Genomic DNA, 25,762 nt, shown 5'->3' on the forward strand with positions numbered 1-25,762 from the left:
CTTCGTCGCGCCGCGTGGACCTGTGTCCACGTCGTGCGCCGCGGGGCCGTCGCCGACTCCCGCTCCCCCACTCTTCATGATCATCCCCAACGCCCGCAGCGAAATGCCGGGGATTGTCACCATCGGCGAATCCGGTCGGGTGCGCGCGCTGCGGATCGCTCGCACCCGACCGAATCCCCCTGGCGTCCGGGTCGGCTCGTTGCTCACGTGCCGACCGGACGAGTTCGATGGCCGCGTCGTCGCGGCGGTCGGGCTGCCGAGTCGTCAGCGGCTCCGGCGCCACCTCGATACCGAGGCGGGCCAGCTGCCTGCGCATGTCTTCGACCGGATCGGCCGAATCGGGCCGACCGCCGGAGCCCGGCGTGCCCACGGGCTCAGAAGTCGGCGGGGACGTCGGCCTCGGCGGTCAGATCGGCGCCGATGCCAAGCTTCTCCTTGATCTTCTTCTCGACCTCGTCGCGCACATCGGTGTTCTCCAGCAGGAACTTGCGGGCGTTCTCCTTGCCCTGCCCCAGCTGGTCGCCCTCGTAGGTGTACCAGGAGCCCGACTTGCGGATGAAGCCGTGCTCGACACCCATGTCGATGAGCGAGCCCTCCTTGGAGATGCCGTGGCCGTAGAGGATGTCGAACTCGGCCTGCTTGAACGGCGGGCTCACCTTGTTCTTGACGACCTTCACGCGGGTACGGTTGCCGACCGCGTCGCTGCCGTCCTTGAGGGTTTCGATGCGGCGCACATCCAAGCGCACCGAGGCGTAGAACTTCAGCGCCTTACCACCGGTGGTGGTCTCGGGCGAGCCGAACATCACGCCGATCTTCTCGCGCAGCTGGTTGATGAAGATGGCGGTGGTGCCGGAGTTGCTCAGCGCACCGGTCATCTTGCGCAGCGCCTGGCTCATGAGGCGGGCCTGCAGGCCGACGTGGCTGTCGCCCATCTCACCCTCGATCTCCGCACGCGGCACGAGGGCGGCCACGGAGTCGATGACGATGATGTCGATGGCGCCCGAACGCACCAGCATGTCGGCGATCTCGAGAGCCTGCTCACCGGTGTCGGGCTGCGAGACGAGCAGTGCGTCGGTGTCGACGCCCAGCTTGCGGGCGTAGTCGGGGTCGAGCGCGTGCTCGGCGTCGATGAACGCGGCGACGCCGCCCGCGGCCTGCGCGTTGGCCACCGCGTGCAGGGCGACGGTGGTCTTACCCGAGGATTCCGGGCCGTAGATCTCCACGACGCGACCGCGCGGCAACCCGCCGATGCCAAGCGCGACGTCGAGGGCGATGGAGCCGGTCGGGATGACGGAGATGGGGGCGCGGACCTCGTCGCCCAGGCGCATGACCGCGCCCTTGCCGAAGTTCTTCTCCACCTGCGCCAGTGCCAGTTCCAGCGCTTTGTCGCGATCGTAGGCCTGCGGTGCCATGTTGTGGTCCCCTTCTCGAGGTGAGTGTCTCTCTGGTTGGCGCCCACAGTAGAGGCCGGCACCGACAAGTTCTGGCGCCCACGTTAGTCGAACACCCATTCGAGTCAAGCGACGCGCCCGACCGACACGCCAACCCCCCGCTCCGCTCGGCAATCCCGGCGCAAAACCGCGGTCAGCGCTGGGGCAGCACCGATTCGTCCCCCTCCGGACGCGGGCCGAAGATCCGTCGCTCGGACTCCGCGATCCGCACATCGTTGATGCTGGCCTCACGGCGCGCCATTCGCCCGTCGGCGGCGAACTCCCACTGTTCGTTGCCGTAGCTGCGCCACCACTGCCCCGTGTCGTCGTGCCATTCGTACTGGAAGCGCACCGCGATGCGGTTGGCATGGAAGGCCCACAGGTCCTTGCGCAGCGCGTATCCGTTCTCCGTGGCCCATTTGCCGGTGAGGAACTCGATGATCGCCGCGTGGCCGGTGAAGAACTCGTCACGATTGCGCCACACCGAGTCCTCGGTGTACGCGGCGGCGACCCGCTCGGGATCCCGGGTGTTCCAGGCGTTCTCGGCGGCGCGGACTTTGGCGCGGGCGGACTCGGCATCGAAGGGCGGCAGTGGCGGTCGCACAGTGGGGCACCTTTCCGGCGAAATCGGCAGCACAATCGGGCGAGACCCGGAATGCCAACCGTCTAATCATTGTTGACTGGTTAGACAGTAAGACGCTCGAACACCTACGTCAACCAGCGTCACCGCTGACGACGATCAGGAGGTCGCATTGATAGCCTCAGGCATGCGCGATCCCCGTCCGCACACCGGCGAACCCCCAGCGCTCGACCTGCTCAACACCCGATGGGCCGGTGCCGTCCCCGAGGACCTGCTCGCCGATCTCGACGGCCTGCGGTTGTGGCTCGACCTCACCGGCCTCACCGATCGGGTCCCCGTCGACGAGCACACGCTCAACGCCCTGCACGCCGCGCGCGAGGCCGTGCACACCGCGGTCACCACCGCCGAGCACGCCCCGCTGAACCGGGTGCTCGAACACGGACGGATCCGGCGCGAACTCACCGACGAAGGCCCCCGGGACGTGCCCGAGGTCGCCGACCCGGCCTGGCTGCCCGGCTGGCTGGCCGCCGACAACCTGCTGCACTTGATCGCCGAGGCACCCCACCGCATCCGTCAGTGTGCCCACCCGGAATGCGTGCTGTTCTTCTACGACACGTCCAAGAACGGCACCCGGCGCTGGCACTCCATGGCGACCTGCGGCAACCGCGCCAAGGCCGCCCGCCACTATCAGAACAGTTCGTCGAGCAACCGGTAGTAGCCGAGCTTGGCCCGGTCGGGCTCGGGCAGGCCGTAGGCGAGGCGGAACGCGGTGATCGCCTCGGCGCCGAAATCCTCGGCGAGGTCGCGTTCGGCCAGGGCGAGGTCGCGGTAGCGATCGGCGCGACCCAGCCCGCCGACATCGATCAGTACGCCACCGGCGAGCACATTGCCCGGCGTGAAGTCGCCGTGCGTGACGACGAGGTCCTCCGTGGCGGGCCGCTGAGCCAGTAGCTGGTCGAGTATCTCGGCCGGGGTGCGGCCGCGCTGGTCGGCGTCGAAGTCGCCGGTGTCGACCAAGCCTTCGATCACGGCGCGGCCGGCCTGTCCGAGCGTGACGTCGAGACCGCCGTCGAACGGGCATTCGTCCACCGGCAGTTCGTGCAAAGAGCGCAGAATCCGCCCCATCTGCGCCCCGACCACGGCCGGCTCCGATGTCACATCGGCCGCCGACTCCGTGCCCACCTCCGCCAGGACCAGTACGTCCTCGGCGAAGGCGGCGATCTCGGGCACCGCGATGCCCTTGTCGCGCAACCAGGCCAGGCGCTCGTGTTCGGCCACCGCACGCGGACCCCGCTTGATCCAGTAGGAGCCGGACCGGCGCAGGTTCCCGCCGCGCCCCGCGTGCTCGTCCGACCACTCGGGCAGTGGACCCAGCAACTCGACCACCTCGGGCGGCAACGGCAACGCCAGTTCGTCGAGGTGATCCAGGGCCGCGCGGGTCGACTCGATCAGTTCGGAATCACCGTCGGCCACCCGCAACCGCATGGCCTCGTTGAGCAGCTCACGCGCCTCCTGCGGGCGGTGCTGCTCGGCCAGTGATTTACCCAGGTGGTGGGCGGCGAAGGAGACCAGATCGGGGTCGAGGGCACGGCTGGCGTCGAGCGCACGCCGGTACAGCGTCTCGGCGCGGGCCGGTTCACCCTGGTAGCGGTAGACGTCGGCGAGGTTGATCCACACGGTGATCCGGCGCCGCTCGGTATCGGCCAGTACCAGCGCCTGATCGAGCCGGTCGAGGGCCTCCTCGTAACGTCCGAGCAGCATCAGCGCGATGCCCAGCCGGCGCAGCCCGCCGAAGTCGTGCGGGTCGGCGGCGGCGACTCTGGCCGCCAGCGACTCGGCGTCGACCGGAATCATTCGCAGTCGTTCGTCGAACCGATACGGCCGAGGCGAGGAATTCTGCGCTGTCACGGCCATGTTCTACCTCACCACCGGTTTCTGGGGACATCGAAGTCGGCACACAGCGCCCGCCACACATCGCGCGGGTCGACGCCCGCGTCGATCGCGGCCGCGCCGGTGGTTCCCAGCGCCGGTACCACGTGATCGGCGAGCAGGGCATCGGCGCGCGCCACGCCGAACTCGGTGTGCATCAGCTCCTGGAATTCGGTCAATCGCACAGTGCCCAACATACTCGCGCCCTTCGACACGACTACCGCACGCGGTGACAGATCTGAACCGGATCCTCGACCTCGGCCAGGCTGTCGGCGGCCCGGCGGGCGGCGGCAGCGAACTTCTTGTCGTCGAGTACCCGCTGCACGGCCGACCCGACAGCTTCGGGGGTGAGCGGGCGGACCAGCAGCGAACTGCCTTGGCGGACCGCACGATTGGCCAGCTCCCACTGGTCACCGCCACCGGGAACGGTCACCACCGGTACCCCGGCGGCCAATGATTTGGCCAGCAGCCCGTGCCCACCACCACCGACGACCACCGCGGCGTGGGTGAGCAGCTCGTCCTGGCGGCCTAGGCCCGCGGTAGCCCACTCCGGCAACCGCTCCGGTGGGGTGTCCAGTGTCGAGATCGCCGCGCGCACACCGAGTCCGGCGAGACCTTCGAGCACGGTTTCGGCCATCTCGGCCACCCCGGTGTGCGCGGTGGAAGGCGCCACCATCACCAGCGGGGCGTCACCCGGCGGCAACCCCAGGACGGCATCGGTGGGCTCCCACAGCAGCGGTCCGACGACATGGGCGTTCGACGGCCAGTCGGGCCGGTCCACTTCCAGGGCGGGCAGGGTGGCGATCAGGCGGGCCGGCGGGCCCGGGTCCTCGGCGGGCAGACCGATACTCACGCGAGCCGCCGACCGCTGCCGCTGCCCGTTGCGCACCGCGCGCGCGGTCATCGTGCGCAACACCGCGTCGCGCGCACGGCCGCGGACGCCGTCGCCCGGCGCCAGCCCGCTGCCGATCGGTGGCAGCGCCCTCGACGGCTGATACAGCGGGTGCGGTGACAGTTCCACCCAGGGCAGCCCCAGGCGTTCGGCCGCCAAACCACCGCCCGCGGTGAGTACGTCGGAGACGATCAGGTCGGGCAGCATCGCGCTGAGTTCGGGCAGGTTCTCGGTCGCGATGTGCGCGGCGCGCTGGTGGATGCGGGCGCCTGCGTCACCGTCGTCGTCGGTGGGCCGTGGGGCCAGCCCCTTGAGCCGGCGCACGCTGATCCCGGCGGCACGCGCGGCGTCCAACCAGCGGGGGCCGGTGAACAGCACCGGCTCGTCGCCGGCTTCGAGCAATCGCAGACACAACGCGATCGCGGGAAACGCATGCCCTGGGTCGGGCCCGGCCACCACAGCTACTCGCATGGGCCTCACCCTGCCATATCCGCAGGCAGCGCTCGCCCGGACCGGCCAACACCGGTCCGACGAACCTGCCCGGCGCACACCGGGATCGGGCCTCGATCAGCCCGCGAAGGTGAACAGTTCGAAGCCGACGGCATGGGCGGCGCCGAACCCCTCCTTGGGGCCGGTCGCCATCGCGACGATCTCGTTCACCTGTTCCTCGACCGGAACCGGACTGAGCACCTGCAGATACCGTCGATGCGCGGCGAGGGAGGCGCGCGCCTGATCGAGGTGTGCGCTCACATCGACCGCGTGGGTGGCCTGTGGGCCGACCACGGCGGCCCAGCGCGCCGTCCACGGTGCCAGGTCGGCGATCTCGGGGAAGATCCACTCGTTGCCCGCGTCGGAGATGGCGTCCATCGCCGAGCGGCCGACGGCCCGGTGGTCGGCGCTGTTGACGAAGCCGGGCGCCCAGGTGTCGCCGAAGTTGAACAGCACCACCATTTCGGGGCGATGCCTGCGCAACGCGGCGGCCAGTTCGCGGCGCAGCGCCAAGCCCTCTTCGATGCGGCCGTCGGGGTGGTCGAGGAATTCGACGGTGTGCACCCCCACTTCGCGCGCACCGGCTATCTCCTCGACTTCGCGCAGCGGCCCGGCCTGCGCCGGCGCGATGCCGGCGATCCCGGCTTCGCCGCGGGTGACGAGCAGATAGCGAATGTCTTTGCCCTGCCCCGTCCAACGGGCTACCGCCGCCGCGGCGCCGTATTCGATGTCGTCGGGATGCGCGACGACAACCAGGCCGCGCTGCCAGTCCTCAGGTACCTGCTCCATCCCGCCCATGCTAGGCGGCGCCGGACTAGAGCTTGTCGATCGGGGACTTTTCGTTCGACCCGCTGACCGCCTTGTACAGCAGGTATCCACCCGCGCCGATCGCGCCGAGCACCAGGATCGGCAGCAGCGCCTCGAGCACGGCGCCGAGGATCCAGAACGCGATGATCGCTACCGCGACAATGCCGATGATTTTGAAGACCATGATGTGACTCCTCGCCAGTTCCGCGACCGCTCTCCGGCGATCCGTCTCCTTCGATGCTGCCACTGCGACGCCGATAAATCACCAGGTCAGCACTGATATCCGGGTGTAGTTCAGGGTTCACCCCGAGAGAGGGGTGGCGGCGTACGCGCGGGGTGAGCCGGTGCGGCCGGGTAGCTAGCGGGTCGGGTCCGGTCGGGCGGTGGACAGGTCCGGGTGGCCGTGGTCGGCCATTTCGGTGAGTGCCTGTGCCCACCCGTCGAGTCGGTCGGCGGCTTCGCGCAGGTCGGCCACGATCCCGTTGAACTGGTAGGCGACAACGGTGTCCTCCGGAACCGCGAGGATGCGGGCCGCGGCGGCCACCAGCTGTTCGTATTCCACGACACCTGTCTCGAGGCGGGTGAGCACACCGCTGACGGTGGTTTTCAGCGCCGAGACAGTGTCGGGGTTGGCGCGGCCGACGGTGTCGGCGGCCTGTTCCATCGCGACCACGTCGGTGGCGAGCGCGTGCAGGGCGCCCGCGCCCGAGCGTGCGGTTTCGAGCAGGTCACGCAGCTCGTCGTCGGGTAGGCGGTGCGAACGCGCGATCTGGGCGCCCAGGTCGTGCAGCGCCCGTTCCGCGCGGATCAACCGCTGGATCGGGGCGCGCGCCGCCGAACGCAACCCCGGTGACTTGCGCGGCACGAACGCCGCCTGCGGCAAGGGCTGGCCCCGCGACCGCAGATAACGCCGAGCGTTCACCGCGGCACCGGTGACGAAAGCGATGGCTCCCCCACCGATCACCACCACAGCCCAGGCGGGCGCCGAAACGACCGCCAACCCGACCGCACCGACAGTGGTGATCCCCGAGGCCGTCCCGAGCTGAAAACTGCGCCGCCGCATCCGCCGCCGCCGGCGCAACTCCCGCTCCCGCGGATCAGCCCACCGTCGCACCGCCACCAGCGCCTGCTCACCAACACCCCGCAACGTGGCAGGAGCCCCACCGGTGATCACAGCCGACACCACAGCAGCGGGCTCGACAATTTCCCCGCGACCACGCCGCATCCTCGCGCTCATCCTCATCCTTCCGCCCAGGAACCACCGCCCGCCACCTCATCCGAGGCCCCGAACGCCCTCCCACGACTCAAGAGTGCCACGCCGGTCCGACACACAACACCACGCCACGTGCGAGCGCGGGAGCCGGCGCACTCGAGGGGCGGCCGAGTTGCCGGGCCACCGGGCCACCGGGCCACCGGGCTGCCGAGCCACCGGGCCACCGGGCCACCGGGTTGCCGGGTTGCCGGGCCACCGGGCCACCGGGTCGCCGAGCCACCGGGCCACCGGGCCACCGGGTCACCGGGTTGCCGGGTTGCCGGGTTGCCGGGCCACCGGGCCACCGGGTCACCGGGCTGCCGAGCCACCGGGCCACCGGGTCGCCGGGCTGCCGAGCCACCGAGCTGCCGGGTTGCCGAGCCACCGGTTGTAGGGACCGTCGGGCGGGAAGCGGTCGCCTGCGGAGGGGCGTCTTTGACAAGCGGGCGTTGAGCACGAGGTTCGCCAGTTTGCTGAGGGCGCGGTAGCGATGCCTCTCGGACTGAATCCAGGGCCACCCAGCGCACTCGAGTGCGCACTACCGCACTCCCGACCGCCCACCAACCCCCAAGTCCGGCCACCAACCGCACCCCCAGCCACCCACCAGACCCCAAGCGCGCCACCTACCGCACTCCCAGCCCCGCACGACCCGACCTCGAGGAGGGTCCGCCGCGCAGCGGCGGTTCGCGGCCGGGCCGCCGGTCAGCGCTCGAAGCGCAGCGCGAAGCGCCAGTCTCGAGCGCTGACCGGCGGCCCGTGGGGGCCGCGAACTCGAGCGCGCCAGCGCTCCAACAAACACAGCCCACACCGTCCCCCAACACCACACACAAGACGTCCGTAGAAGCCCACACGCCCGACCCGAGCGTCACAACAGGCACCACGAACACCGAGCATCGCGGTTCGCAAACGCCCAGACGTGGCACAACATCCGGTCACAACGCCCGGACGTCGCACAACACCTGGTCACAACGCCAGACGTCACACAACACCCGGTCACAACGCCAGACGTCATATAGCACCCGGCCGCAAACGCCGACCGTCACACAAACCCGGTCACAAACCCCGAGCCTCACAACACACGCACAACCGCCCAAGGGCTCACAAAACGCGCATCACAACACCCGAGCATCCATCACCGAGCCCAACGCCACGCACTTCCACGCGCACGGACCCCCGACAACAACCCACCCCCTACTGCTGAGCGGCCTGCCCACCCTTGTTGATCTGCGGCGCCGAAGCAGGCTGCTGCTGCGCCGGATCGATCGCCCCCGCATTACCACCGGTGGGCAACGCGTCACCCCGCATCGACGCACGGATCTGCTCCAGCTTGGAGTGCCCGGCCATCTGCACGCTGGCCTGCTGGACCTCCATCATCCGTCCCTGCACCGTGTTCTGTGCCAGTTCCGCGGACCCGAGCGCGTTGGCGTAGCGCCGTTCGATCTTGTCGCGGACCGCGTCGAGGCTGGGTGTGGAGCCCGGTGTGGCCAGGGTGGAGTCCATCTGCTGCAGTGAGGCCGAGACCTGTTCCTGCATTTTGGCCTGTTCGAGCTGGCTGAGCAGCTTGGTGCGTTCGGCGACCTTCTGCTGCAGCATCATCGCGTTCTGCTCGACCGCCTTCTTGGCCTGTGCGGCGGCCTGCAGGGACTGGTCGTGGAGCACCTTGAGGTCTTCCACCGATTGTTCGGCGGTGACGAGTTGGGCGGCGAACGCCTCGGCGGCGTTGGTGTACTGGATCGCCTTTTCGGTGTCGCCCGCCGTGGTCGCCTGGTCGGCCAGGGTAACGGCCTGCCGGGCGTTGGCGTTGAGTTTTTCGACCTCGTCGAGCTGGCGGTTCAGCTTCATCTCCAGCTGACGCTGGTTACCGATCACCGATGCCGCCTGCTGCGACAGCGCCTGGTGCTGGCGCTGCGCCTCCTCGATAGCCTGCTGAATCTGGACCTTCGGATCCGCATGCTCTTCGATCTTGGAGTCGAAGAGGGCCATCATGTATTTCCAGGCCTTCACGAACGGATTAGCCATCGATTGATCCCGCCTCCATCTGTGCGTCGCTCGTGCGACTGGTGGTGCGCGACCGTCACGCACCAGATATGTGCTCATCCTTCACCATGCGGCACCCGGACCGGTCGGGCCGGCCCACACGACGCCTGATGAGAATCTATCGTTTTCTCAGCAGCGGTGTGCGGCGTCTCGCGCGTGGGGCGCGGGTTTCACCGCGTCACATCCCCTTCACCAGTACCAGCATCTCGGCTCTGGGTGCCGGGATGACGATGCGGGTGTCTTCGGCGATGCCGATCCGTTCGGCCGCGGCGGCCGCGGTCTCGGCGGGCGAGCGCTCGGCCGCGGCGTCGGCGGCGGGCTCGGGTTCGGCGACGGGGCCGGTGAGTGCGGGCTCACGCGGCGCGGCGCCGTCGGCGCCTGCCATGAGCGTGCTCACGTCCCACAGCACCCGCGACAGCGGCACGTCCAGTGCCTCGCAGATGGCGGCGAGCAGTTCACTGGAGGCTTCCTTGCGGCCGCGCTCCACTTCTGACAGATAGCCGAGGCTCACGCGCGCCGAGGTCGACACCTCGCGCAGCGTCCGATGCTGGGCGAGACGTGCACGCCGCAGACTGTCCCCGATTGCCTCCCGCAGCAGCGTCATCTCGTTCTCCTCCACCTCGTGTCACCGCCGGGGCGGTGTTCACCTCTTTATGGCACAACGTCGAGCTTCGGCCGGTGGTTCCCGAGTCCGGTCAGTTCTCCGCCGGATCCGGTGTCGCCGCGCTCACACAGCGCAGCAACTCCCGCACCGCGCTGTGCACCGCGCCGATCCTGATCGTCCACCGGTCGCCGTGCAGTTTCAACCGGACCACTTCGCTGTGACTCGGTCCGGCCAATCCGAGGTATACCGTGCCGACCGGATGCCCGTCTTGGGAATCGGGTCCGGCGACCCCGGTCAATCCGATTCCCCAGTGGGCCGCGCAGCGCTCGCGCGCCCCGATCGCGAGGTGTTCGGCGGTGGTGGCGGAAACGGGTCCGTCGAGGCGCAGGATGTCGTTGTCGACGCAGGCCAGCCGATTCTTCAGGTCGGTGGCGTAGACGATCAGGCCGCCGCGCAGTACCGCACTGGCGCCGGGTACACCGGCCAGGGTGGCCGCGAGCAGGCCCGCGGTCAAGGATTCTGCGGTGGCAACGGTGTGTCCCGCGGTTTCGAGGGCCCGGACCAGTTCGGTCACCGGGGCGCCGTCGCCGAGCGGGTCGCTCACGAGCGCGACTCACCGCGCGCGCGTCCACCTGCCAGCCATACGCGCCCGGCCTGGCCCACGTAGTCCAGGCCGGTGAGCACCGTGAGGGCCACGGCCGCGTACATCAGGACCATGCCCGCGGTGGCGAACACACCCGAGAGCGGCAACAGCAGCAGCGCGATCGCCACCGACTGCACGAGTGTCTTGAGTTTGCCGCCCCGGCCGGCCGGGATCACCCCGCGCCGCACCACCACCAGGCGCAGCAACGTGATTCCGATTTCGCGGCCGCAGATGACCAGGGTGATCCACCAGGGCAGATCACCGAGGATCGACAGTCCGATCAGCGCCGAGCCGATCAGCGCCTTGTCGGCGATGGGGTCGGCGAGCTTGCCGAAATCGGTGACCAGACCGTATTTGCGGGCCAGTTGCCCGTCGAAGCGGTCGGTGATCGCGGCCAGGCCGAACACCGCTGCGGCGATGATCCGCCAGCGCGTGTCGTCGCCGCCGTCGACGAACAGGGCGGCGACGAACAGCGGCACCAGCGCGATGCGCGCGATGGTCAGCACATTGGCGATGTTGAGCAGGGGAACCTGGGGCTCGGCTCGTTCGGGAGCCGCGCGCGCCAATGCTGCGGCATCCGACCCGCGATCGATCTCTTCGGGTCGCACGCTCATGCCCCGCCCTCTCGGCACTCACCGGCACTGCGCCGACGTCCAGCTGTTTCGCGGGCAGTTTGCCCGCCTGGTCCACGCCGACGCACCCGGTCGTCGAGCCCGGCGCGATGCGGTGAGCGGAGCGACAGGATGTGCGGCACACGTTCAGACTATCGGTAAGGGGGCCGACTACTGTGCACCCCATGACTTCACGGGGACCAGTGGGTGGTCCGAGCAGCGACGCGCACCTGTCCGCGCCCATCGCGGCCTCCGCGCGTCCCGGCGACGCGCCGCTGATCGCGCCCCCCGGCGAGGTGACGGTGCGCCGGGCGCGCACCTCCGATGTCCCCGAGATCAAGCGGCTGGTCGACGAGTACGCGGGCCGGATCCTGCTGGAGAAGAACCTGGTCACCCTCTACGAGTCGGTGCAGGAGTTCTGGGTGGCCGAGCTCGACGGGCAGGTGGTCGGCTGCGGAGCGTTGCACGTGCTGTGGGCCGATCTGGGCGAGGTGCGCACTGTCGCGGTGGATCCGGTGGTCAAGGGGCGTGGTGTGGGCGGCGCGGTGGTGCAGCGGCTCGTCTCGGTGGCGCGGGAGCTGGCGTTGCAGCGACTGTTCGTGCTCACCTTCGAGGTGGATTTCTTCGGCAGACACGGGTTCGTGGAGATCGACGGCACGCCCGTCACCGCCGAGGTGTACGCCGAGATGTGCCGTTCCTACGACACCGGCGTCGCCGAGTTCCTCGATCTGAGTTTCGTGAAGCCGAACACCCTCGGCAACACCCGCATGCTGCTGACTCTCTGACCGCCCGCAAGTCCATCGCGAGAAAGTTGATCGATCGTGCCGATCTTCGCCGTCCACTACACCTATTCCGAGGCCACCGCGGCCGACCGGACCACGCACCGGCCCGAGCACCGGGAGTGGCTCAACGCCCTGGTGGCCGCGGGCACCGTGCTGACCAGCGGCCCCTATCCCGACGGTTCGGGCGCACTGCTGCTGTTCCGCGCCGAGGACGCGCCCGCGCTGAGTGCCCTGCTCGAGCAGGACCCGTTCGCGCTGCTGGGCCTGATCGATGCCGTGCGCGTGGTCGAGTGGCTGCCGGTGCTCGGCGCGTTCGCCGAGTAGAACGCCCGGACAGCACTGCCCGGAACCACACGGGTTCCGGGCAGTGCGCTGTCAGGCCGACACTCGGCGGGTCCGCAGCAGGCTGGCCACCGTGGCGACGACCAGGATGCCGAGAATCACCCCGAGTGAGACGGGGGTGGAGATCTCGGGCACGCTCACGTGCTCGCCACCGTTGACGAAGCCGAGGGTGTTCTCGTGCAGCGCGTGCAGCACCAGCTTCACACCGATGAACGCCAGGATGGCGGCCAGGCCGTAGGACAGGTACACCAGCCGGTCGAGCAGACCGCCGATGAGGAAGTACAGCTGCCGCAGTCCCATCAGGGCGAAGGCGTTGGCGGTGAACACCAGGTACGGCTCTTCGGTGAGGCCGTAGATGGCGGGGATGGAGTCCAGGGCGAACAGCAGGTCGGCGAATCCGATGGCCAGCAGGGCCATCAGCAACGGTGTCACCACACGTTTGCCGTTGATCTTGGTGACGAGCTTGTCGCCGTCGTACTCGTCGGTGGTCGGCAGGACCCGCTTGGCCAGCGCGACGACACGGCTGTCGCGTTGCACCTCGTGTTCGGCCTCGTGTCCGCTCTCGCGCAGCAGTTTCACCGCGGTGTAGATCAAGAACGCGCCGAACAGGTAGAACACCCAGCTGAACGCGCTGATCGCCGCGGCGCCGACCGCGATGAACGCACCGCGCATCACCAGCGCGAGCACGATGCCGATCAGCAGTACTTTCTGCTGGTACATCCGTGGCACCGCGAAGGTGGTCATGATGATGAGGAAGATGAACAGGTTGTCCACCGAGAGGGCTTTCTCGGTGACGAAACCGGCGTAGTACTCGCCGCCGAAGGTGCCGCCCCATTTCCAGGCGACGTATCCGCCGAACAGCAGGGCCAGGCCGATGTACACGGCCGACCAGATGCCGGATTCCTTGAAGGTCGGTTCGTGCGGCGTGCGCACGTGGGCGAAGAAGTCGAAGACGAACAGGCCGAGGATCACGACTCCGGTGATCACCCACTCGAGCGTGGTCACCTGCATGTGGCGGTCCGATCGATGAAGTTCATGTCGTCCATCATGCCCAATATGTCCGTTTCAATCGTTGTAGCGGAATGATTGCGCGCCATGATTTCACACACATGTGCCCCCTCCCCCGGCCCACCCGCCGGTGACGGCTAGTCCTGCGCCGCTGCCTCCGGGTCGCCGCCGCGGATCGACCACAGCAGTCCGTCCAGCTCATCGGGCTTGACGAGGACATCGCGCGCCTTGGAGCCCTCACTGGGGCCCACCACGCCACGCGTCTCCATCAAATCCATCAACCGCCCCGCCTTGGCGAAGCCGACCCGCAACTTGCGCTGCAGCATCGAAGTCGAGCCGAACTGCGAGGTGACCACCAGTTCCACCGCCTGCAGCAGCACGTCCATGTCGTCGCCGATGTCGGGATCGACGTCCTTGGCCTCGGCGGCCTTGCCCGCGGTGACGCCCTCCTGGTACTCCGGCTCGGCCTGGGTCTTGCTGAACTCGACGACGCCCTGGATCTCCTCGTCGGAGATGAACGCGCCCTGCAGACGGGTCGGCTTGCCCGCACCCATCGGCAGGAACAGCCCGTCGCCCATGCCGATCAGCTTCTCGGCACCGGGCTGATCGAGGATCACGCGCGAGTCGGTCAGCGAGGAGGTGGCGAATGCGAGCCGGGAGGGCACGTTGGTCTTGATCAGGCCGGTCACGACGTCCACGGACGGCCGCTGGGTGGCCAGCACCAGGTGGATTCCGGCGGCACGCGCCTTCTGGGTGATCCGCACGATCGCGTCCTCGACGTCACGCGGGGCGGTCATCATCAGGTCGGCGAGCTCGTCGACGATGGCCAGGATGTAGGGGTAGGGCCGGTAGACGCGCTCACTGCCCAGCGGGGCGGTGATCTGGCCCGACTTCACCTTCTTGTTGAAGTCGTCGATGTGGCGCACCTTGTTGGCCTGCATGTCCTGGTAGCGCTGCTCCATCTCCTCCACCAGCCAGGCCAGCGCGGCGGCGGCCTTCTTCGGCTGGGTGATGATGGGCGTGATCAGGTGCGGAATGCCTTCGTAGGGCGTGAGTTCCACCATCTTCGGGTCGATCAGGATCATCCTGACCTCCTCGGGAGTGGCCCGGTGCAGCAGCGAGATCAGCATCGAGTTCACGAAGCTCGACTTACCCGAACCGGTCGAACCGGCCACGAGCAGGTGCGGCATCTTGGACAGGTTCGCCGAGACGAACTCGCCCTCGATGTTCTTGCCCAGACCGATCACCAGCGGATGGTGGTCGTTGCGGGTGTGCGGCGACTTGAGCACGTCGGCCAGGCGCACCAGTTCACGATCGGCGTTGGGCACCTCGATACCGACCGCGGACTTGCCCGGGATCGGCGCGAGCAGGCGCACGTTCTCGGTGGCCACGGCGTAGGCGAGGTTGCGGTGCAGTGCGGTGATCTTCTCGACCTTGACGCCCGGTCCCAGCTCCACCTCGTAGCGGGTGACCGTCGGGCCGCGCACGAAGCCGGTGACCGCGGCGTCGATCTTGAACTGCACCAGCACCTCGGTGATCGCCTCGATCATCGATTCGTTGGCCGCCGAGCGCTTCTTGGGCGGGTCGCCGTCGAGCAGCAGGGTCAGCGGGGGCAGCTTGTAGTCGCCGTCGACGACGCGGTCGGTGACGAACTCCGGTTCCGGCGGCGCCGGCGGTGGCGTCTGGTCGACCGGCTTGGCCGGGGCGCGCTTGCGAGCCGGTTTCGGGGCGGGGGTGTCCTCCACGATCGGCTTGGCTTCGCGCAGCGGCGGTTCGCCCAGTGACTCCGTGATCGCGTCGGAGCCGCCGAACTCCTCGCTGGGATAGGTGTCGTCGTTCTTGCGACCGCGACGCGTCCGGTTGCGGTGCACCGGGAATCCGTCGGCGTCGTAGTTGGCCGGGTCGTAGGGGTCGCCGTCGTCGGCGTACTCGCCCAGGCCGAAGTACTCACGCAGCCGGCCCGGCGCCTCGCGCACCGTGGTCCCGGTGAGCAACAGCACACCGAACACCATGGCCAGCAACAGGATCGGCATCGCCAGCCACGGGGTGAGGCCCTGGCCCAGCGGCCCACCGATCGCGTAACCGACGGCACCGGCGGCCCGGGAGCGCCCGTCCGCGTCGCCGGGTGAACCGGCCGCCAGATGCCACAGACCGAGCGCGGGCAGCACCACGAGCAGGCCGCCGAGTACCAGCCGCGGGCGGATCTCCGGGTGCGGTTCGGTGCGCATCAGCACCACCGCGATGGCCACGAACAGCAGCGGCGCCACCGCCGCCGCCGACCCGGCGATCGCACGCACGACATCCTCGAGGAAGCGCCCCACCGGACCACCGGCCGACAACCACACCGCGGCGGCGATGACCGCGCTCAACGCGATGAGCGCCAAACCGATGCCGTCGCGCCGGTGTCCGTGGTCGAGTTCGCCCGCACGGCTCAGCGTGCGAGTGGTGGCGCCGACACCGCGCGCCAGCATGGTCCAGCCACTGCCGATCCCGCGGCCGAGCACGGCCAGCGGCGCGGTGTCGGAGGCCCGTTTGACCGGGCGGCGGGCAGCGGTGGTGCGCCCACGCGAGGCCGACGACGCTCGCGGGGCCGCCGGACGGGCTCGCGCCGACGGCGGCTGCCGCTTGCTCGATCCCGCCCGCGCACGAGAGGTCGTGGTGCTGCGGGACTTACCTGCCATGACCATCAGGCTAGCCGCTCGGGCACCGTCGCGACCATCCGCAACACTGGTCCCGCCCCGGTTGCGAGGATGATCTCACCCGGATGCGCAGGTCGCGGGGCCCCGGTCAGCGCAGGGAAAACCCGCGCGGCAACCGCGTTTCGCGGGCCCCGGAGCCGCCCGGCGAGCGCCTCCGGGCGCGCACGCACCGCGCGAAACCTTTCAGTTCCCTTGTGACCGGCCGCAATTGGCCTCCCGAAGGGTGGCGCACAACACATTGGGCTCGGTACGTTGTCACCTGGCCCACCGGGTCGTGGGCCGGATATACGAGGGGAATCAAGTGAAGAGAGTTTTCACCGGCGCGCTGGTCATGACCGCGACTGTCGGCGCCTTGCTGGCCGGCCATGTCGCGCCGGCTCAGGCGCAGTCCGCCAACTACGGCGCGCTCGCGCTCTCGCGCAACGGCGCGTCCAGCATCACAGCCAACTACGCGAGCTTCGCCGCGGCCGAATCCGCGGCGATGGCGGGCTGCCGGCGCAGCGGGGGCGGACCGGGCTGTGATGTGAAGATTTCGTGGCGCAACGGATGTGGCGCCCTGGCCGAATCGAACCGTTCCTACAGCTGGGCCTCGGGGCCGTCGCTGCGTTCGGCCAAACGCGGCGCGCTCAACGCCAACCGCGGCGCCGCCAGGATCATCAACTGGAACTGCACCTCCGGCTATCAGCTGTGAGCCGCGACGACCTGCCGGAGAGTCACTTCGGCGCCACATCTCATCTGGGGAGATCAGTGAACAACCGCAAGTTCAAGACGGCGGCCGCCGTGACGGCGATCGCCGCCGCGCTGGGCATGTCCGCGTGCAGCAGCGAACCCGCCGCCGACGAACCCGGCACCAGCGCGGGCGCCGAGTTCGAGGCCGGGACGAAGGTGGAGGGCACCCAGGAAGGTGCCGCACCGATGACCACCACCGTGCCGAACCTGCCCGCGCCCACCGTCGAGGAGCTCAACGCCCGCCTGACCAAGGCCATGGCCGGTGAGCTGACCGACGAGGAGAAGGCGAACCTCATCGAAGACGCCGAACGCGACCCGAAACTGGTCGACAAGTTCGTCGAGGCCGCGAAGAAGAACAATGTCGAGGCCGAGATCACCAGCGTCGGCACGCCGGCCGATGGCAAGGTGAAAGCCCCCGCCGACGTCACCATCGACGGCCGCCCGGTCGAGGGCGCGACGGTGGAATTCGTGGCGGCCGACGGCGGCTGGCGCGTGTCGCACGTGTTCACCTGCAACATCGTGAAGGCGGCCGAGCTCGATTCCGCCGCCTGCCAGGAATAGGCACCAACAACGAAAACCGCCGGGTGACAGTGTCACCCGGCGGTTTCGTGGTTCAGGGGCGGATCAGACCGCGATCACCGTCGGCACGATCATCGGACGGCGACGGTAGACGTCGGCGACCCAGCGACCGACCACCCGGCGCACGCCCTGCGCGATACGGTGGGTGTCGGTGATGCCCTCGCCGGCCAGGCGCAGCAGCTCCGCCTCCACCAGTTCGCCGGCGCCGCCGAGCGCGCCCGGGTCGTCGGAGAAGCCGCGCCCGTTGATCTCGGGAGTGCTCACCGCCTTGCCGGTGGTCGAGTCGATGACGATGGCGATCGAGATGAAACCGCCCTCGCCCAGAACCAGACGATCCGACAGGGTCGACTCGCCGACGTCGCCGACCGACAGGCCGTCGACATAGACATAGCCCACGGGCACCCGGCCGACGATGGAGGCGATGCCGTCGACCAGGTCGACCACCACGCCGTCCTCGGCCAGCATCACCCGCTCCTCGGGCACCCCGGTGGCCACCGCGAGTGCGGCGTTGGCGCGCAGGTGGCGCCATTCGCCGTGCACCGGCATGGCGTTGGTGGGGCGCACCGCGTTGTACAGGTACAGCAGCTCACCGGCCGAGGCATGGCCGGACACGTGCACCTTCGCGCTCTGCTGGGTGATCACGGTGGCACCGAGCCGGGCCAAGCCGTTGACCACGGCGAACACCGAGTTCTCGTTGCCGGGGATCAGCGAGGAAGCCAGCACCACGAGGTCGTCCTCGCGGATGTTGATCTGGCGGTGCTCGTTGCGCGCCATCCGCGACAGCGCCGAGAGCGGTTCGCCCTGGGAGCCGGTGGAGATCAGCACCAGGCGGTTGCCGGGCAGGTTCGCGGCCTGGTCCATTTCGACGACGACATTGTCGGGCACCGTCAGATAACCCAGATCCTGGGCGATCTGCATGTTGCGCACCATCGAGCGGCCCACGAAGCACACCTTGCGGTTGTACTTCTGCGCCACGTCGACCACCTGCTGGATGCGGTGCACGTGGCTGGCGAACGAGGCGACGATGACGCGGTTGCGCGCCTTGCCGATCACGTTGTCGAGTACTCCGCCGATTTCGCGTTCGGGGGTGACGAAGCCGGGGACCTCGGCGTTGGTGGAGTCGATCAGCAGCAGGTCGACGCCTTCGTCGCCCAGGCGCGAGAAGCCCGCGAGGTCGGTGAGGCGCCCGTCGAGCGGCAGCTGGTCGAGCTTGATGTCGCCGGTGTGCAGCACGACGCCGGCCGGGGTGCGGATCGCGATGGCGAGCGCGTCGGGGATCGAGTGGTTGACCGCGAAGTACTCGAGCTCGAACGGCCCGTGCACCGTGGTCTCGCCCTCGGCGACCTCACGCAGCTTGGGCTGCAGGCGATGCTCGCGGGCCTTGGCCGCGACCAGCGCGAGGGTGAACTTCGAGCCGATCACCGGGATGTCGGAGCGCATGCGCAGCAGGAACGGCAACGCGCCGATGTGGTCCTCGTGACCGTGGGTGAGCACGACGGCGACGATGTCGTCCATCCGGTCCTCGATGGGCCGGAAGTCGGGCAGGATCAGGTCGACGCCCGGCTGCTGATCCTCGGGGAACAGCACACCGCAGTCGACGATCAGCAGCTTGCCGTTGTACTCGAACACGGTCATGTTGCGACCGATTTCGCCGATGCCGCCGAGTGCGAACACGCGCAGGCCGTTCTTGGGCAGCTTGGGCGGCAGCGACAGGCGGTCCTGGACGGCCTTCACGCGCGGCTCCGACGGTCCGTCGCCGCGGCCACGGCCACCCTGCTTGCCCTTGCCGCCGCCACCGCGCCGGCTGGGCTGCTGGGCAGCCTGCGGTTCGGCGGGGGGCTTGCTCTTGGCGCGGCGCGAACTCGTCTTCTTCGGCGCGCTGCGTTCGGGCGCGGCCTCGCGCTCGGGTGCCGCGGGTTCCTGACCGATCTCGAGCGACTCGGAGCTCCCCGCGGCCGCACCGGCCAGGTTCGCCTCCGCGCCGATCACGGCGAGGGGCTCGGCGACGGCCGGTTCCGGGGCCTGTGGCGGCGCGGCGGGCTCGGCGGCGGCCGGTGCGGTTTCGGCCTGTGCGATTTCGGCCGGTGTCGGCTCCGGTGCGCCGGCGGCGCGCGAAGCGGCGCGGCGGCGGGGTTTGCGGCCGGTGGGTTCTGTCATGCGGTCACCCCCGCGGCCTGCAGATCAAGTGCCAGCTCGTCGAGCTGGATGGTTGTGGGCATGAGCTGGGGCAAACGCGGCTCACCCACATCGATTCCGAGCAATTGAAGTCCTCCCTTGCACATCGCCACACCTCCCAGACGGGTCATAGCCGCGTACAGCGGCAGCAGCGTGGCGTTGAGTTCCCTGGCACGAGTCACCTCACCGGCCGTGTAGGCCCGGTGGATCTCGCGCAGACGTTCGGGCACCAGGTGCCCGATTACACTGATGAATCCGGTCGCACCCACCGACAGCCAGGGCAGATTGAGCCCGTCGTCGCCGGAGTAGAAGGCCAAATCGGTGCTCGAGATGAGATCCGCGCCGGTGACGAGGTCACCCTTGGCGTCCTTCACCGCGACGATGTTGGGATGTTCGGCCAGGCGCCGGATCGTATCGAGGGCGATCGGCACGACCGACCTCGGTGGAATGTCGTACAACGTGATCGGCAACGACGACGCGTCGGCGACCGCGGTGAAATGCGCGATCAGACCCTCCTGTGTCGGTCGCGAGTAGTAGGGCGTCACAACCAGCAGGCCGTGGGCGCCGGCGTTCTCGGCGGCGCGGGCCAGCTCGATCGAATGGGCGGTGTCGTAGGTACCGGCACCGGCGATCACGGTGGCACGGTCGCCGACACCGTCGACGACCGCCCGCAACAGGTCGGCCTTCTCGGTTTCGGTGGTGGTCGGCGACTCGCCGGTGGTCCCGGAGACCACCAGCAGATCGACACCACGCGCGACCAGGCGCTCGGCCAGTGCCACCCCGGCATCGACGTCGAGCTTGCCCGCAGCACTGAAGGGGGTCACCATCGCGACACCTACCGTGCCGGACGCGTGCAGCTCCGTTGGCGTCGATTCACCGTTCGTCATGGTCAGAAAGGCTACCCGGTCCCCAGTCGCCTCTCGACACCCTAGCGGCCCAAGTCGGCGCGGGGAAGGGTTCACTACCTTGCGTGATGTCATCGGTGACATCACACTGATGTCATGGATCTGAACGCTCATACCGCGCGGCTGCGCGAGGAACTGATCGCCGCGGCCGCTCTCGGCGACGAGAAAACGCAGGCCACCGCCGCTGCGCTGGCCGCGGCGGCGGAGAGTTCGAGTCGGCTCGTGCTGTTGGCGGCGATGTCGGAGCTCGCCGCCGAGATCAGCACCGAGCTCGGTGACCGCACTGTGCACTTGCGGCTCGACGGGACCGACGTCGTCGCCGACGTGCGCAAGAACACGTCCACGGATTCGGACGAGCCACCCACCTTCGAGGAGATGACCGGCGACATCAGCCGGGTCACCCTGCGGCTGGTCGAACAACTCAAATCGCGCGCCGAGGAGGCCGCGCAGCAGAACGGCCAGTCGCTCAATTCGTGGCTCTCCGGTGCCGTCACCGGCGCACTGCGCGATCAGATGCGCGGGCAGGGCCCCAAGGGCTGGTGACCGGGGCCGCTCACAGCAGCGGCGCGAGGTCGCCGCGCTCGCCGATCACCACGTCGTCGAGTTCGAGCCAGTCGGCCATCTCACGCAGCGCACCGCGCAGCGCGTGCGCGGTCTCGGCGGTGGCATGGCCGGGTTCGGCGAACGCGGCCGGGGCGAGTAATCGGCCGTTGCCGCGTTCGGCGCGCAGGTCCACCCGGCCGACGAGCCGGCCGTCGAGCAGGAACGGGAACACGTAGTACCCGTGCACCCGTTGCGGTTCGGGGGTGTAGATCTCGAGCCGGTAGTGGAAGTCGAAGACCCGCTGGGTGCGCGGGCGGAAGAAGATCAGCGGGTCGAACGGGCACAGCAGAGCCGCCCCGGTGACCCGGCGCGGAGTGCTCGCCTGCGCGTGCAGATAGGCGGGCGCGTTCCAGCCCTCGACCTGCACGGGCACGAGTTCACCCGCGTCGACCAGTTCGGCGATCGCCGGGGAGCTCTGGCGCCGGTGCAGGCGGTAGTAATCGCGAATGTCGGCCTCGGTGCCGATGCCGACGGCCCGGCTCGCGCGGCGCACCAGTTCGCGCACGGCGTCGTCCTCGGCGATCTCGCGGTCGCGGACATCGGCGGGCACCACGCGCTCGGTGAGGTCGTAGTGACGGGTGAAGCCGGCCCGGCGCGCGATCGACAACTCCCCCGCGGCGAAGAGCTGCTCACACACCAGCTTGGTGTCGCTGAGATTCCACCAGGTGCCCTTGGTGCGTGGTTTCTCCAGCTCCAGGTGCCGTTCGATCTCGCTCGCGCCGGCGGCGCCCACCTCGGTGATCACGTCGAGGATGTCCTTGGCCAGCGTCGGATTACGTTCGGCGGCCTTGCGCATGCCCGCCCAGCGCCCGTGCCGGTATTCGGCCATCCGCCAGCGCAGCAGCGGCCAGTCCGCGACGGGGATCAGCGCCGCCTCGTGCGCCCAGTACTCGACCAGGCCGCGGCGGGCGCGCGGGCTGTCGCTCCAGGCCGCGCGTTCGAGCAGCGTGCGGTCGTAGGGGCCGATCCGGCTGAACACCGGCGCGTAGTGCGCGCGCACCACCGCCGAGACCGAATCCAGCTGCAGCAGGCGGGTTCTGGCCACCACATCGAGTACCGCGCGCCGGTTCGGATTCGCCGGTCTGCGTTTGCCGAAACCCTGGGCGGCCAGGGCCGTTCGCCTGGCCGCCGCCGCATTCATCCGCTGCATGCCCGTGAGCCTGGCACAGGGGTCCGACAAGTCGGCCGCGCTCAGGCGCAGACCCGCACCTGGCCCGCGGTATCGATCTCGACGCGCCGATCCCCCGACGGCGCGGCGGCCAGTACGGTCGCCACCCACCGTCTGCCGACCGGCAGTACCCGCACGGTCACCGTGCCCGACTCGGCGGCCTCGAGCGCGTCGACGGCGGCATCGATCACGTGGCGGCGCACCCATTCCGGGACGCCGCGAAAACCGCCGTCATCGAGCAGGGTCACCTCCACGCCGCGCCCGCGCGCCCCCCGCGCGGCCGCGCTGAGTCGCTCGGTGACCAGATCCGGGGCGCGCAGGCCGTCACGCAGTTCGGCTTCGAGCAGCCTGCACTGTTCGCGTTCGTCATCGGTGAGCGTGCGGCCCGCCGCGACGCGCGCCAGCATCGGCCGGGCCACTCGATCGAGCCGGGCCAGCTGCCGGTCCCGCTCGGCCGTGGCCGCGACCAGGGCCGCCTCGGTGGACGCGCGCCGATTGGCCTGGCTGCCCAGTTCACGCAGGGTGCGCTGGGTGGGCCGCACGATCGCCATGAACACCGTCACCGCGCCGACGGTGGCCACCGGAGTCAGCGCCCGCACCACTGTCTCGGGGTACCAGTCGGTGAACACGCCCAGGGTCACCAGCACCGCCGCGGCGGCCGCCACCCCGAGCCAGGCCGACCCGATCCGGCCGCGCAGCACGAGCATCGACAGCAGATACGAGGTCGGGTAGGCGGTCCAGAGCTGATGGGAGAAGCCCGAGGGACTGTCCACCCACGGCACCGTCAGCGCCATCGCGACCGGACCGGCCGCGGCGACGTAGGCGGTCGCCGGCCACGGCAGCGGGTCGACCGGGAACACCAGCACCACCAGGGCGGCGACCATCATCACCAGCAGGGCCGCGAAAGCCGCCGCCGGTGGCGCGAATTGGAAGTTCACCGCCAGATACATCACCACGGTGGCTTCGAAGATCACCAGGAACAGCCACCCGGTGCCCTCGCTGAGGCCGAACAGGTCGCGCATCCCGAACGGCAGGTCCTGTTCACCCATCGCTGCCCCAGACCAGCGTCACCACGGTGCCGGCTCCCGGTGCCGATTCGACGAAGGCGGCGCCACCGGCGAGGCTGCGCATGCGCGCGAGGATGCTGCCCGCGATACCCATCCGATCGGCCGGCACCCGGGCCGGGTCGAAGCCGGCGCCGTCGTCGGCCAGGACCACCCGGATACCGCCGGTGGCGATGGTGACCGATACTTCGCGGCGCACCACGCGGCCCGCGACGTCGGCGTGCCGGAGGCTGTTGCGCACGGCCTCCATCAGCGCGGCGCCGAGTACGTGGGCGGATTCCACCGGCAGGCACAGATCGGCATCGCGGCGCGAGGAAACCTGCACCGCGAGTTCGGGATCCACTTCGCGCACCGCGTCGCGCAGATAGTCGATCGTCGCCGCGGCATCGAAGTGGTCGAGCTCGGGCGCGCCGCGCGAGCGCTCGAGCTGGTCGAGGGTGCGCGCGGCCTGTGTGCGCAGTACCGGCGAGGACTCGCGTGAACGCGAGGCTTCCAGCAGCGTGGAGAGCACTGCGTCGTGGATCAGCGCGGCGAACCGGGCGCCTTCACGTTCGCGGGCCGCCGTCGCCGCGATGGTCGCCGCCCGGTGCCGCTGCCGGACCGCCTCCCGGTCGACGCGCTCGGCGGCCGAGCGCGCGTAGACCACGCACCACAGGAACAGCGCGGCCACCCCGAGCGCCCGGGTGATGTCACCGAACAGGTCCCACAGCGAACCGCCCGGCACCACGAACATGTTCGACACGCTGGTCGCCGTCGCGAGCAGCGCCGCGAAGCCCGCGGCCACCCGCCGCGGCCAGGCCAGCCCGGCCGCGAGCACACCGAGCGCCAGCCCCCGGTACGGCCAGGACGCGTACGAACCCTCGTGCACCACCGGATACACCAGCGGCGTCATCACGGTGACGCCCAGATAACACACCGCGGCCGCGGCCGCGATCCGGTGGATGCCGCGCACACTGCCGCGCACCGACACCACGGCCAGCACCGCGAACAGCGCGTACGCCGACACCAGGTGTATCTCGGGCCAGTGCGACAGATTGCTCGGTTGCACCAGCACCGCGGGAAGTTCGAGCGCCATCACGATCATGGCGCCGATGCCGAGCACCAGGCCGATCCGGCGCAGGATCTGATCGGTCGCCGCCCGCGAGAGCTCGATGTCGGCGACGGGTGCGGGCGCTGGGGCGACCGCGGTCGGGCTCACGTGTGCTGCCGGCGTTCCGGCACGGGCAGCCACCCGTCCTCGACGGCGCGTTTGTACAGATCGGTCTTGGTGGGTGCGGGCCGGCCCGCGTCGGCGTACTTCTGCCGGATCCGGCCCAGGTAGTCGTTGACGGTCTGTTCGGACAGCCCGGTCAGCCGGGCCACCCGTGACGCCTTCTCCCCCGAGGCGTAGAGCATCAGCACTTCCTCCTGGCGCGGGCTCAGCCCCACGTCGGACAGCTGCGGGTCACCGTCGATGGCCGCGGCCCAGTCGGTGGTGACCACCTGCTCGCCGGAGGCGGCCCGGCGCACCGCGCTGACCACGGTGGCGACACCCTCGGACTTGCGCAGCACCCCGAGCACCCCGGCCTTGGCGGCCGAGCGCACCAGGAACGCGTTGTCGGCCCCGGTGAACACCAGCACCTCGATGCCGCGTTCGCGCAGCGCGGTGACGTTGTCCTCGGGGGTGGAGCCGTCGGGCAGGCGCAGGTCCAGGATCACCAGGTCCAGGTCGGTGTCGGTGGCGAGCAGCCCGGCGACGGTCTCGGCACTGGCGACCAGGTCCAGATCCGGCTCCGGGTCGAGCATCGCGGCCAACCCGATCGCCACCGACTCGTGGTCCTCCACCAGCCCGATCCGCCGTACCGCCCGCACCTGTAGCGCATCGCTCACCGACCGCTCCCCTCTCGAACACCCATCCGCGGCCAGCCCGCAACACTCGGTGTCGAGTTCTACCGCATCCGGGCGCGGGTGTCAGCCCACCAGAATTCGGGGCGCACCGCCATTACCCCATCAGACCTGCGGCGACGGTCGCACCGAGCTCCCAGCACCGTTCCAGATCGGCCTTGCCCGGCGGTCCCGACACCACCACCGGCGCGACGGCGCGTTGCCAGCCCAGGCCGGTCGTGATCCGGTCCACGCCCGCCTCGGCACCCTCGGTGCCCTCGTTGCCGTGCACGTACAACCCGTAGGGCCGGGCGCGGGTGGAGTCCAGGCACGGGTAGTAGATCGTGTCGAAGGCGTGTTTGAGCGCGCCGCTCATGTAGCCGAGATTGGCCGGGGTGCCGAGCACGTAGCCGTCGGCGTCGAGCACGTCGACGGCGGTGAGGGACAGGGCGGCGCGGCGCACCACCTCCACGCCCTCGATCTCGGGGTCGCTCGCGCCGGCGAGGACCGCTTCGAACATCGCCTGGGTGTGTGGTGAGGGGGTGTGGTGCACGATCAGTAACCGGGCCAT

At 69.6% G+C, this 25,762-nt stretch carries 27 protein-coding genes; 6 read left to right on the forward strand and 21 right to left on the reverse strand.

What is annotated here, in order from left to right; genetic code table 11:
• Positions 1-374 precede the first annotated feature (374 nt).
• Complete coding sequence (gene recA / locus ACFO5K_RS11300) at positions 375-1,412, reverse strand: recombinase RecA (RefSeq protein WP_378560129.1); 1,038 nt, start codon at positions 1,410-1,412, stop codon at positions 375-377.
• A 172-nt stretch (positions 1,413-1,584) separates the two neighbouring features.
• Positions 1,585-2,034, reverse strand: coding sequence for a nuclear transport factor 2 family protein (locus tag ACFO5K_RS11305; RefSeq protein WP_378560132.1), 450 nt, complete (start codon positions 2,032-2,034; stop codon positions 1,585-1,587).
• 163 nt (positions 2,035-2,197) lie between these two features.
• Between ACFO5K_RS11305 and ACFO5K_RS11310 the strand changes: the two genes are divergently transcribed.
• Positions 2,198-2,725 carry a CGNR zinc finger domain-containing protein gene (locus ACFO5K_RS11310; RefSeq protein ID WP_378560135.1) on the forward strand — a complete coding sequence of 176 codons (528 nt, stop codon included), beginning with the start codon at positions 2,198-2,200 and terminating at the stop codon, positions 2,723-2,725.
• Here ACFO5K_RS11310 and ACFO5K_RS11315 read toward each other — a convergent pair.
• The 10 genes from ACFO5K_RS11315 to pgsA all read right to left on the reverse strand — a co-directional run bounded on the left by ACFO5K_RS11315 (position 2,698) and on the right by pgsA (position 11,277).
• On the reverse strand, positions 2,698-3,924 hold the full coding sequence (locus ACFO5K_RS11315) for a tetratricopeptide repeat protein (RefSeq protein ID WP_378560138.1): 1,227 nt from the start codon (positions 3,922-3,924) through the stop codon (positions 2,698-2,700). The genes ACFO5K_RS11310 and ACFO5K_RS11315 overlap by 28 nt on opposite strands.
• A gap of 8 nt (positions 3,925-3,932) precedes the next feature.
• On the reverse strand, positions 3,933-4,124 hold the full coding sequence (locus ACFO5K_RS11320; protein ID WP_378560141.1) for a DUF3046 domain-containing protein: 192 nt from the start codon (positions 4,122-4,124) through the stop codon (positions 3,933-3,935).
• Positions 4,125-4,156: 32 nt separating this feature from the next.
• On the reverse strand, positions 4,157-5,302 hold the full coding sequence (locus ACFO5K_RS11325; RefSeq protein WP_378560144.1) for a glycosyltransferase: 1,146 nt from the start codon (positions 5,300-5,302) through the stop codon (positions 4,157-4,159).
• Between the two features lie 96 nt (positions 5,303-5,398).
• On the reverse strand, positions 5,399-6,109 hold the full coding sequence (locus ACFO5K_RS11330; RefSeq protein ID WP_378560147.1) for a PIG-L deacetylase family protein: 711 nt from the start codon (positions 6,107-6,109) through the stop codon (positions 5,399-5,401).
• A gap of 25 nt (positions 6,110-6,134) precedes the next feature.
• Positions 6,135-6,311: a hypothetical protein gene (locus ACFO5K_RS11335; protein ID WP_378560149.1), complete on the reverse strand. Its 177-nt coding sequence runs from the start codon at positions 6,309-6,311 to the stop codon at positions 6,135-6,137.
• A gap of 174 nt (positions 6,312-6,485) precedes the next feature.
• Positions 6,486-7,364: a phage shock envelope stress response protein PspM gene (gene pspM / locus ACFO5K_RS11340; protein ID WP_378560152.1), complete on the reverse strand. Its 879-nt coding sequence runs from the start codon at positions 7,362-7,364 to the stop codon at positions 6,486-6,488.
• 1,206 nt (positions 7,365-8,570) lie between these two features.
• Positions 8,571-9,398: a PspA/IM30 family protein gene (locus ACFO5K_RS11345; RefSeq protein WP_378563717.1), complete on the reverse strand. Its 828-nt coding sequence runs from the start codon at positions 9,396-9,398 to the stop codon at positions 8,571-8,573.
• 196 nt (positions 9,399-9,594) lie between these two features.
• Positions 9,595-10,020: a helix-turn-helix domain-containing protein gene (locus ACFO5K_RS11350; protein WP_378560154.1), complete on the reverse strand. Its 426-nt coding sequence runs from the start codon at positions 10,018-10,020 to the stop codon at positions 9,595-9,597.
• Between the two features lie 91 nt (positions 10,021-10,111).
• A complete protein-coding gene (locus ACFO5K_RS11355) occupies positions 10,112-10,624 on the reverse strand; it encodes a CinA family protein (protein ID WP_378560157.1) in 513 nt (170 codons plus the stop codon).
• Positions 10,621-11,277: a CDP-diacylglycerol--glycerol-3-phosphate 3-phosphatidyltransferase gene (gene pgsA / locus ACFO5K_RS11360; protein ID WP_378560160.1), complete on the reverse strand. Its 657-nt coding sequence runs from the start codon at positions 11,275-11,277 to the stop codon at positions 10,621-10,623. The genes ACFO5K_RS11355 and pgsA overlap by 4 nt, the downstream gene beginning before the upstream one ends.
• Before the next feature lie 182 nt (positions 11,278-11,459).
• Here pgsA and ACFO5K_RS11365 point away from each other — a divergent pair, with 182 nt between their 5' ends.
• Positions 11,460-12,059 (forward strand): amino-acid N-acetyltransferase, encoded by a 600-nt coding sequence (locus ACFO5K_RS11365; RefSeq protein ID WP_378560162.1) that lies wholly within the window; start codon positions 11,460-11,462, stop codon positions 12,057-12,059.
• 36 nt (positions 12,060-12,095) lie between these two features.
• Positions 12,096-12,380 carry a YciI family protein gene (locus ACFO5K_RS11370; protein ID WP_378560165.1) on the forward strand — a complete coding sequence of 95 codons (285 nt, stop codon included), beginning with the start codon at positions 12,096-12,098 and terminating at the stop codon, positions 12,378-12,380.
• A 51-nt stretch (positions 12,381-12,431) separates the two neighbouring features.
• Here ACFO5K_RS11370 and ACFO5K_RS11375 read toward each other — a convergent pair whose 3' ends face one another.
• Positions 12,432-13,409, reverse strand: a complete 978-nt coding sequence (locus ACFO5K_RS11375; RefSeq protein ID WP_378560168.1) for a TerC family protein — start codon at positions 13,407-13,409, stop codon at positions 12,432-12,434.
• Between the two features lie 134 nt (positions 13,410-13,543).
• Positions 13,544-16,087 carry a DNA translocase FtsK gene (locus tag ACFO5K_RS11380; RefSeq protein ID WP_378560171.1) on the reverse strand — a complete coding sequence of 848 codons (2,544 nt, stop codon included), beginning with the start codon at positions 16,085-16,087 and terminating at the stop codon, positions 13,544-13,546.
• Positions 16,088-16,406: 319 nt separating this feature from the next.
• On the opposite strand from ACFO5K_RS11380, the gene ACFO5K_RS11385 reads away from it, so the two are divergent.
• Positions 16,407-16,796 carry a DUF4189 domain-containing protein gene (locus tag ACFO5K_RS11385; RefSeq protein WP_378560174.1) on the forward strand — a complete coding sequence of 130 codons (390 nt, stop codon included), beginning with the start codon at positions 16,407-16,409 and terminating at the stop codon, positions 16,794-16,796.
• 56 nt (positions 16,797-16,852) lie between these two features.
• The gene (locus tag ACFO5K_RS11390) at positions 16,853-17,395 is read left to right on the forward strand and encodes a hypothetical protein (protein WP_378560177.1); all 543 of its coding nucleotides are present in this window, start codon (positions 16,853-16,855) and stop codon (positions 17,393-17,395) included.
• A 63-nt stretch (positions 17,396-17,458) separates the two neighbouring features.
• Here ACFO5K_RS11390 and ACFO5K_RS11395 read toward each other — a convergent pair whose 3' ends face one another.
• Together ACFO5K_RS11395 and dapA are read right to left on the reverse strand one after the other, a co-directional pair.
• Complete coding sequence (locus ACFO5K_RS11395) at positions 17,459-19,570, reverse strand: ribonuclease J (RefSeq protein WP_378560180.1); 2,112 nt, start codon at positions 19,568-19,570, stop codon at positions 17,459-17,461.
• Positions 19,567-20,475, reverse strand: a complete 909-nt coding sequence (dapA, locus tag ACFO5K_RS11400; protein WP_378560183.1) for a 4-hydroxy-tetrahydrodipicolinate synthase — start codon at positions 20,473-20,475, stop codon at positions 19,567-19,569. Before dapA ends, ACFO5K_RS11395 begins: the two co-directional genes overlap by 4 nt.
• 114 nt (positions 20,476-20,589) lie before the next feature.
• Between dapA and ACFO5K_RS11405 the strand changes: the two genes are divergently transcribed.
• The gene (locus tag ACFO5K_RS11405; RefSeq protein WP_378560186.1) at positions 20,590-21,036 is read left to right on the forward strand and encodes a hypothetical protein; all 447 of its coding nucleotides are present in this window, start codon (positions 20,590-20,592) and stop codon (positions 21,034-21,036) included.
• Positions 21,037-21,046: 10 nt separating this feature from the next.
• Here ACFO5K_RS11405 and ACFO5K_RS11410 read toward each other — a convergent pair whose 3' ends face one another.
• The 5 genes from ACFO5K_RS11410 to ACFO5K_RS11430 form a co-directional block, all read right to left on the reverse strand.
• A complete protein-coding gene (locus ACFO5K_RS11410) occupies positions 21,047-22,246 on the reverse strand; it encodes a winged helix-turn-helix domain-containing protein (RefSeq protein WP_378560189.1) in 1,200 nt (399 codons plus the stop codon).
• Positions 22,247-22,287: 41 nt separating this feature from the next.
• On the reverse strand, positions 22,288-23,313 hold the full coding sequence (locus tag ACFO5K_RS11415; protein ID WP_378560192.1) for a hypothetical protein: 1,026 nt from the start codon (positions 23,311-23,313) through the stop codon (positions 22,288-22,290).
• Positions 23,306-24,526 carry a sensor histidine kinase gene (locus ACFO5K_RS11420; RefSeq protein WP_378560195.1) on the reverse strand — a complete coding sequence of 407 codons (1,221 nt, stop codon included), beginning with the start codon at positions 24,524-24,526 and terminating at the stop codon, positions 23,306-23,308. The genes ACFO5K_RS11415 and ACFO5K_RS11420 overlap by 8 nt, the downstream gene beginning before the upstream one ends.
• Positions 24,523-25,197 (reverse strand): response regulator transcription factor, encoded by a 675-nt coding sequence (locus tag ACFO5K_RS11425; protein WP_378560198.1) that lies wholly within the window; start codon positions 25,195-25,197, stop codon positions 24,523-24,525. Before ACFO5K_RS11425 ends, ACFO5K_RS11420 begins: the two co-directional genes overlap by 4 nt.
• A 112-nt stretch (positions 25,198-25,309) precedes the next feature.
• Positions 25,310-25,762, reverse strand: a complete 453-nt coding sequence (locus tag ACFO5K_RS11430; protein WP_378560201.1) for a flavodoxin family protein — start codon at positions 25,760-25,762, stop codon at positions 25,310-25,312.

It is taken from the genome of Nocardia halotolerans (assembly GCF_042650145.1).
In the GTDB taxonomy this organism is placed as follows: Bacteria; Actinomycetota; Actinomycetes; order Mycobacteriales; family Mycobacteriaceae; genus Nocardia; species Nocardia halotolerans.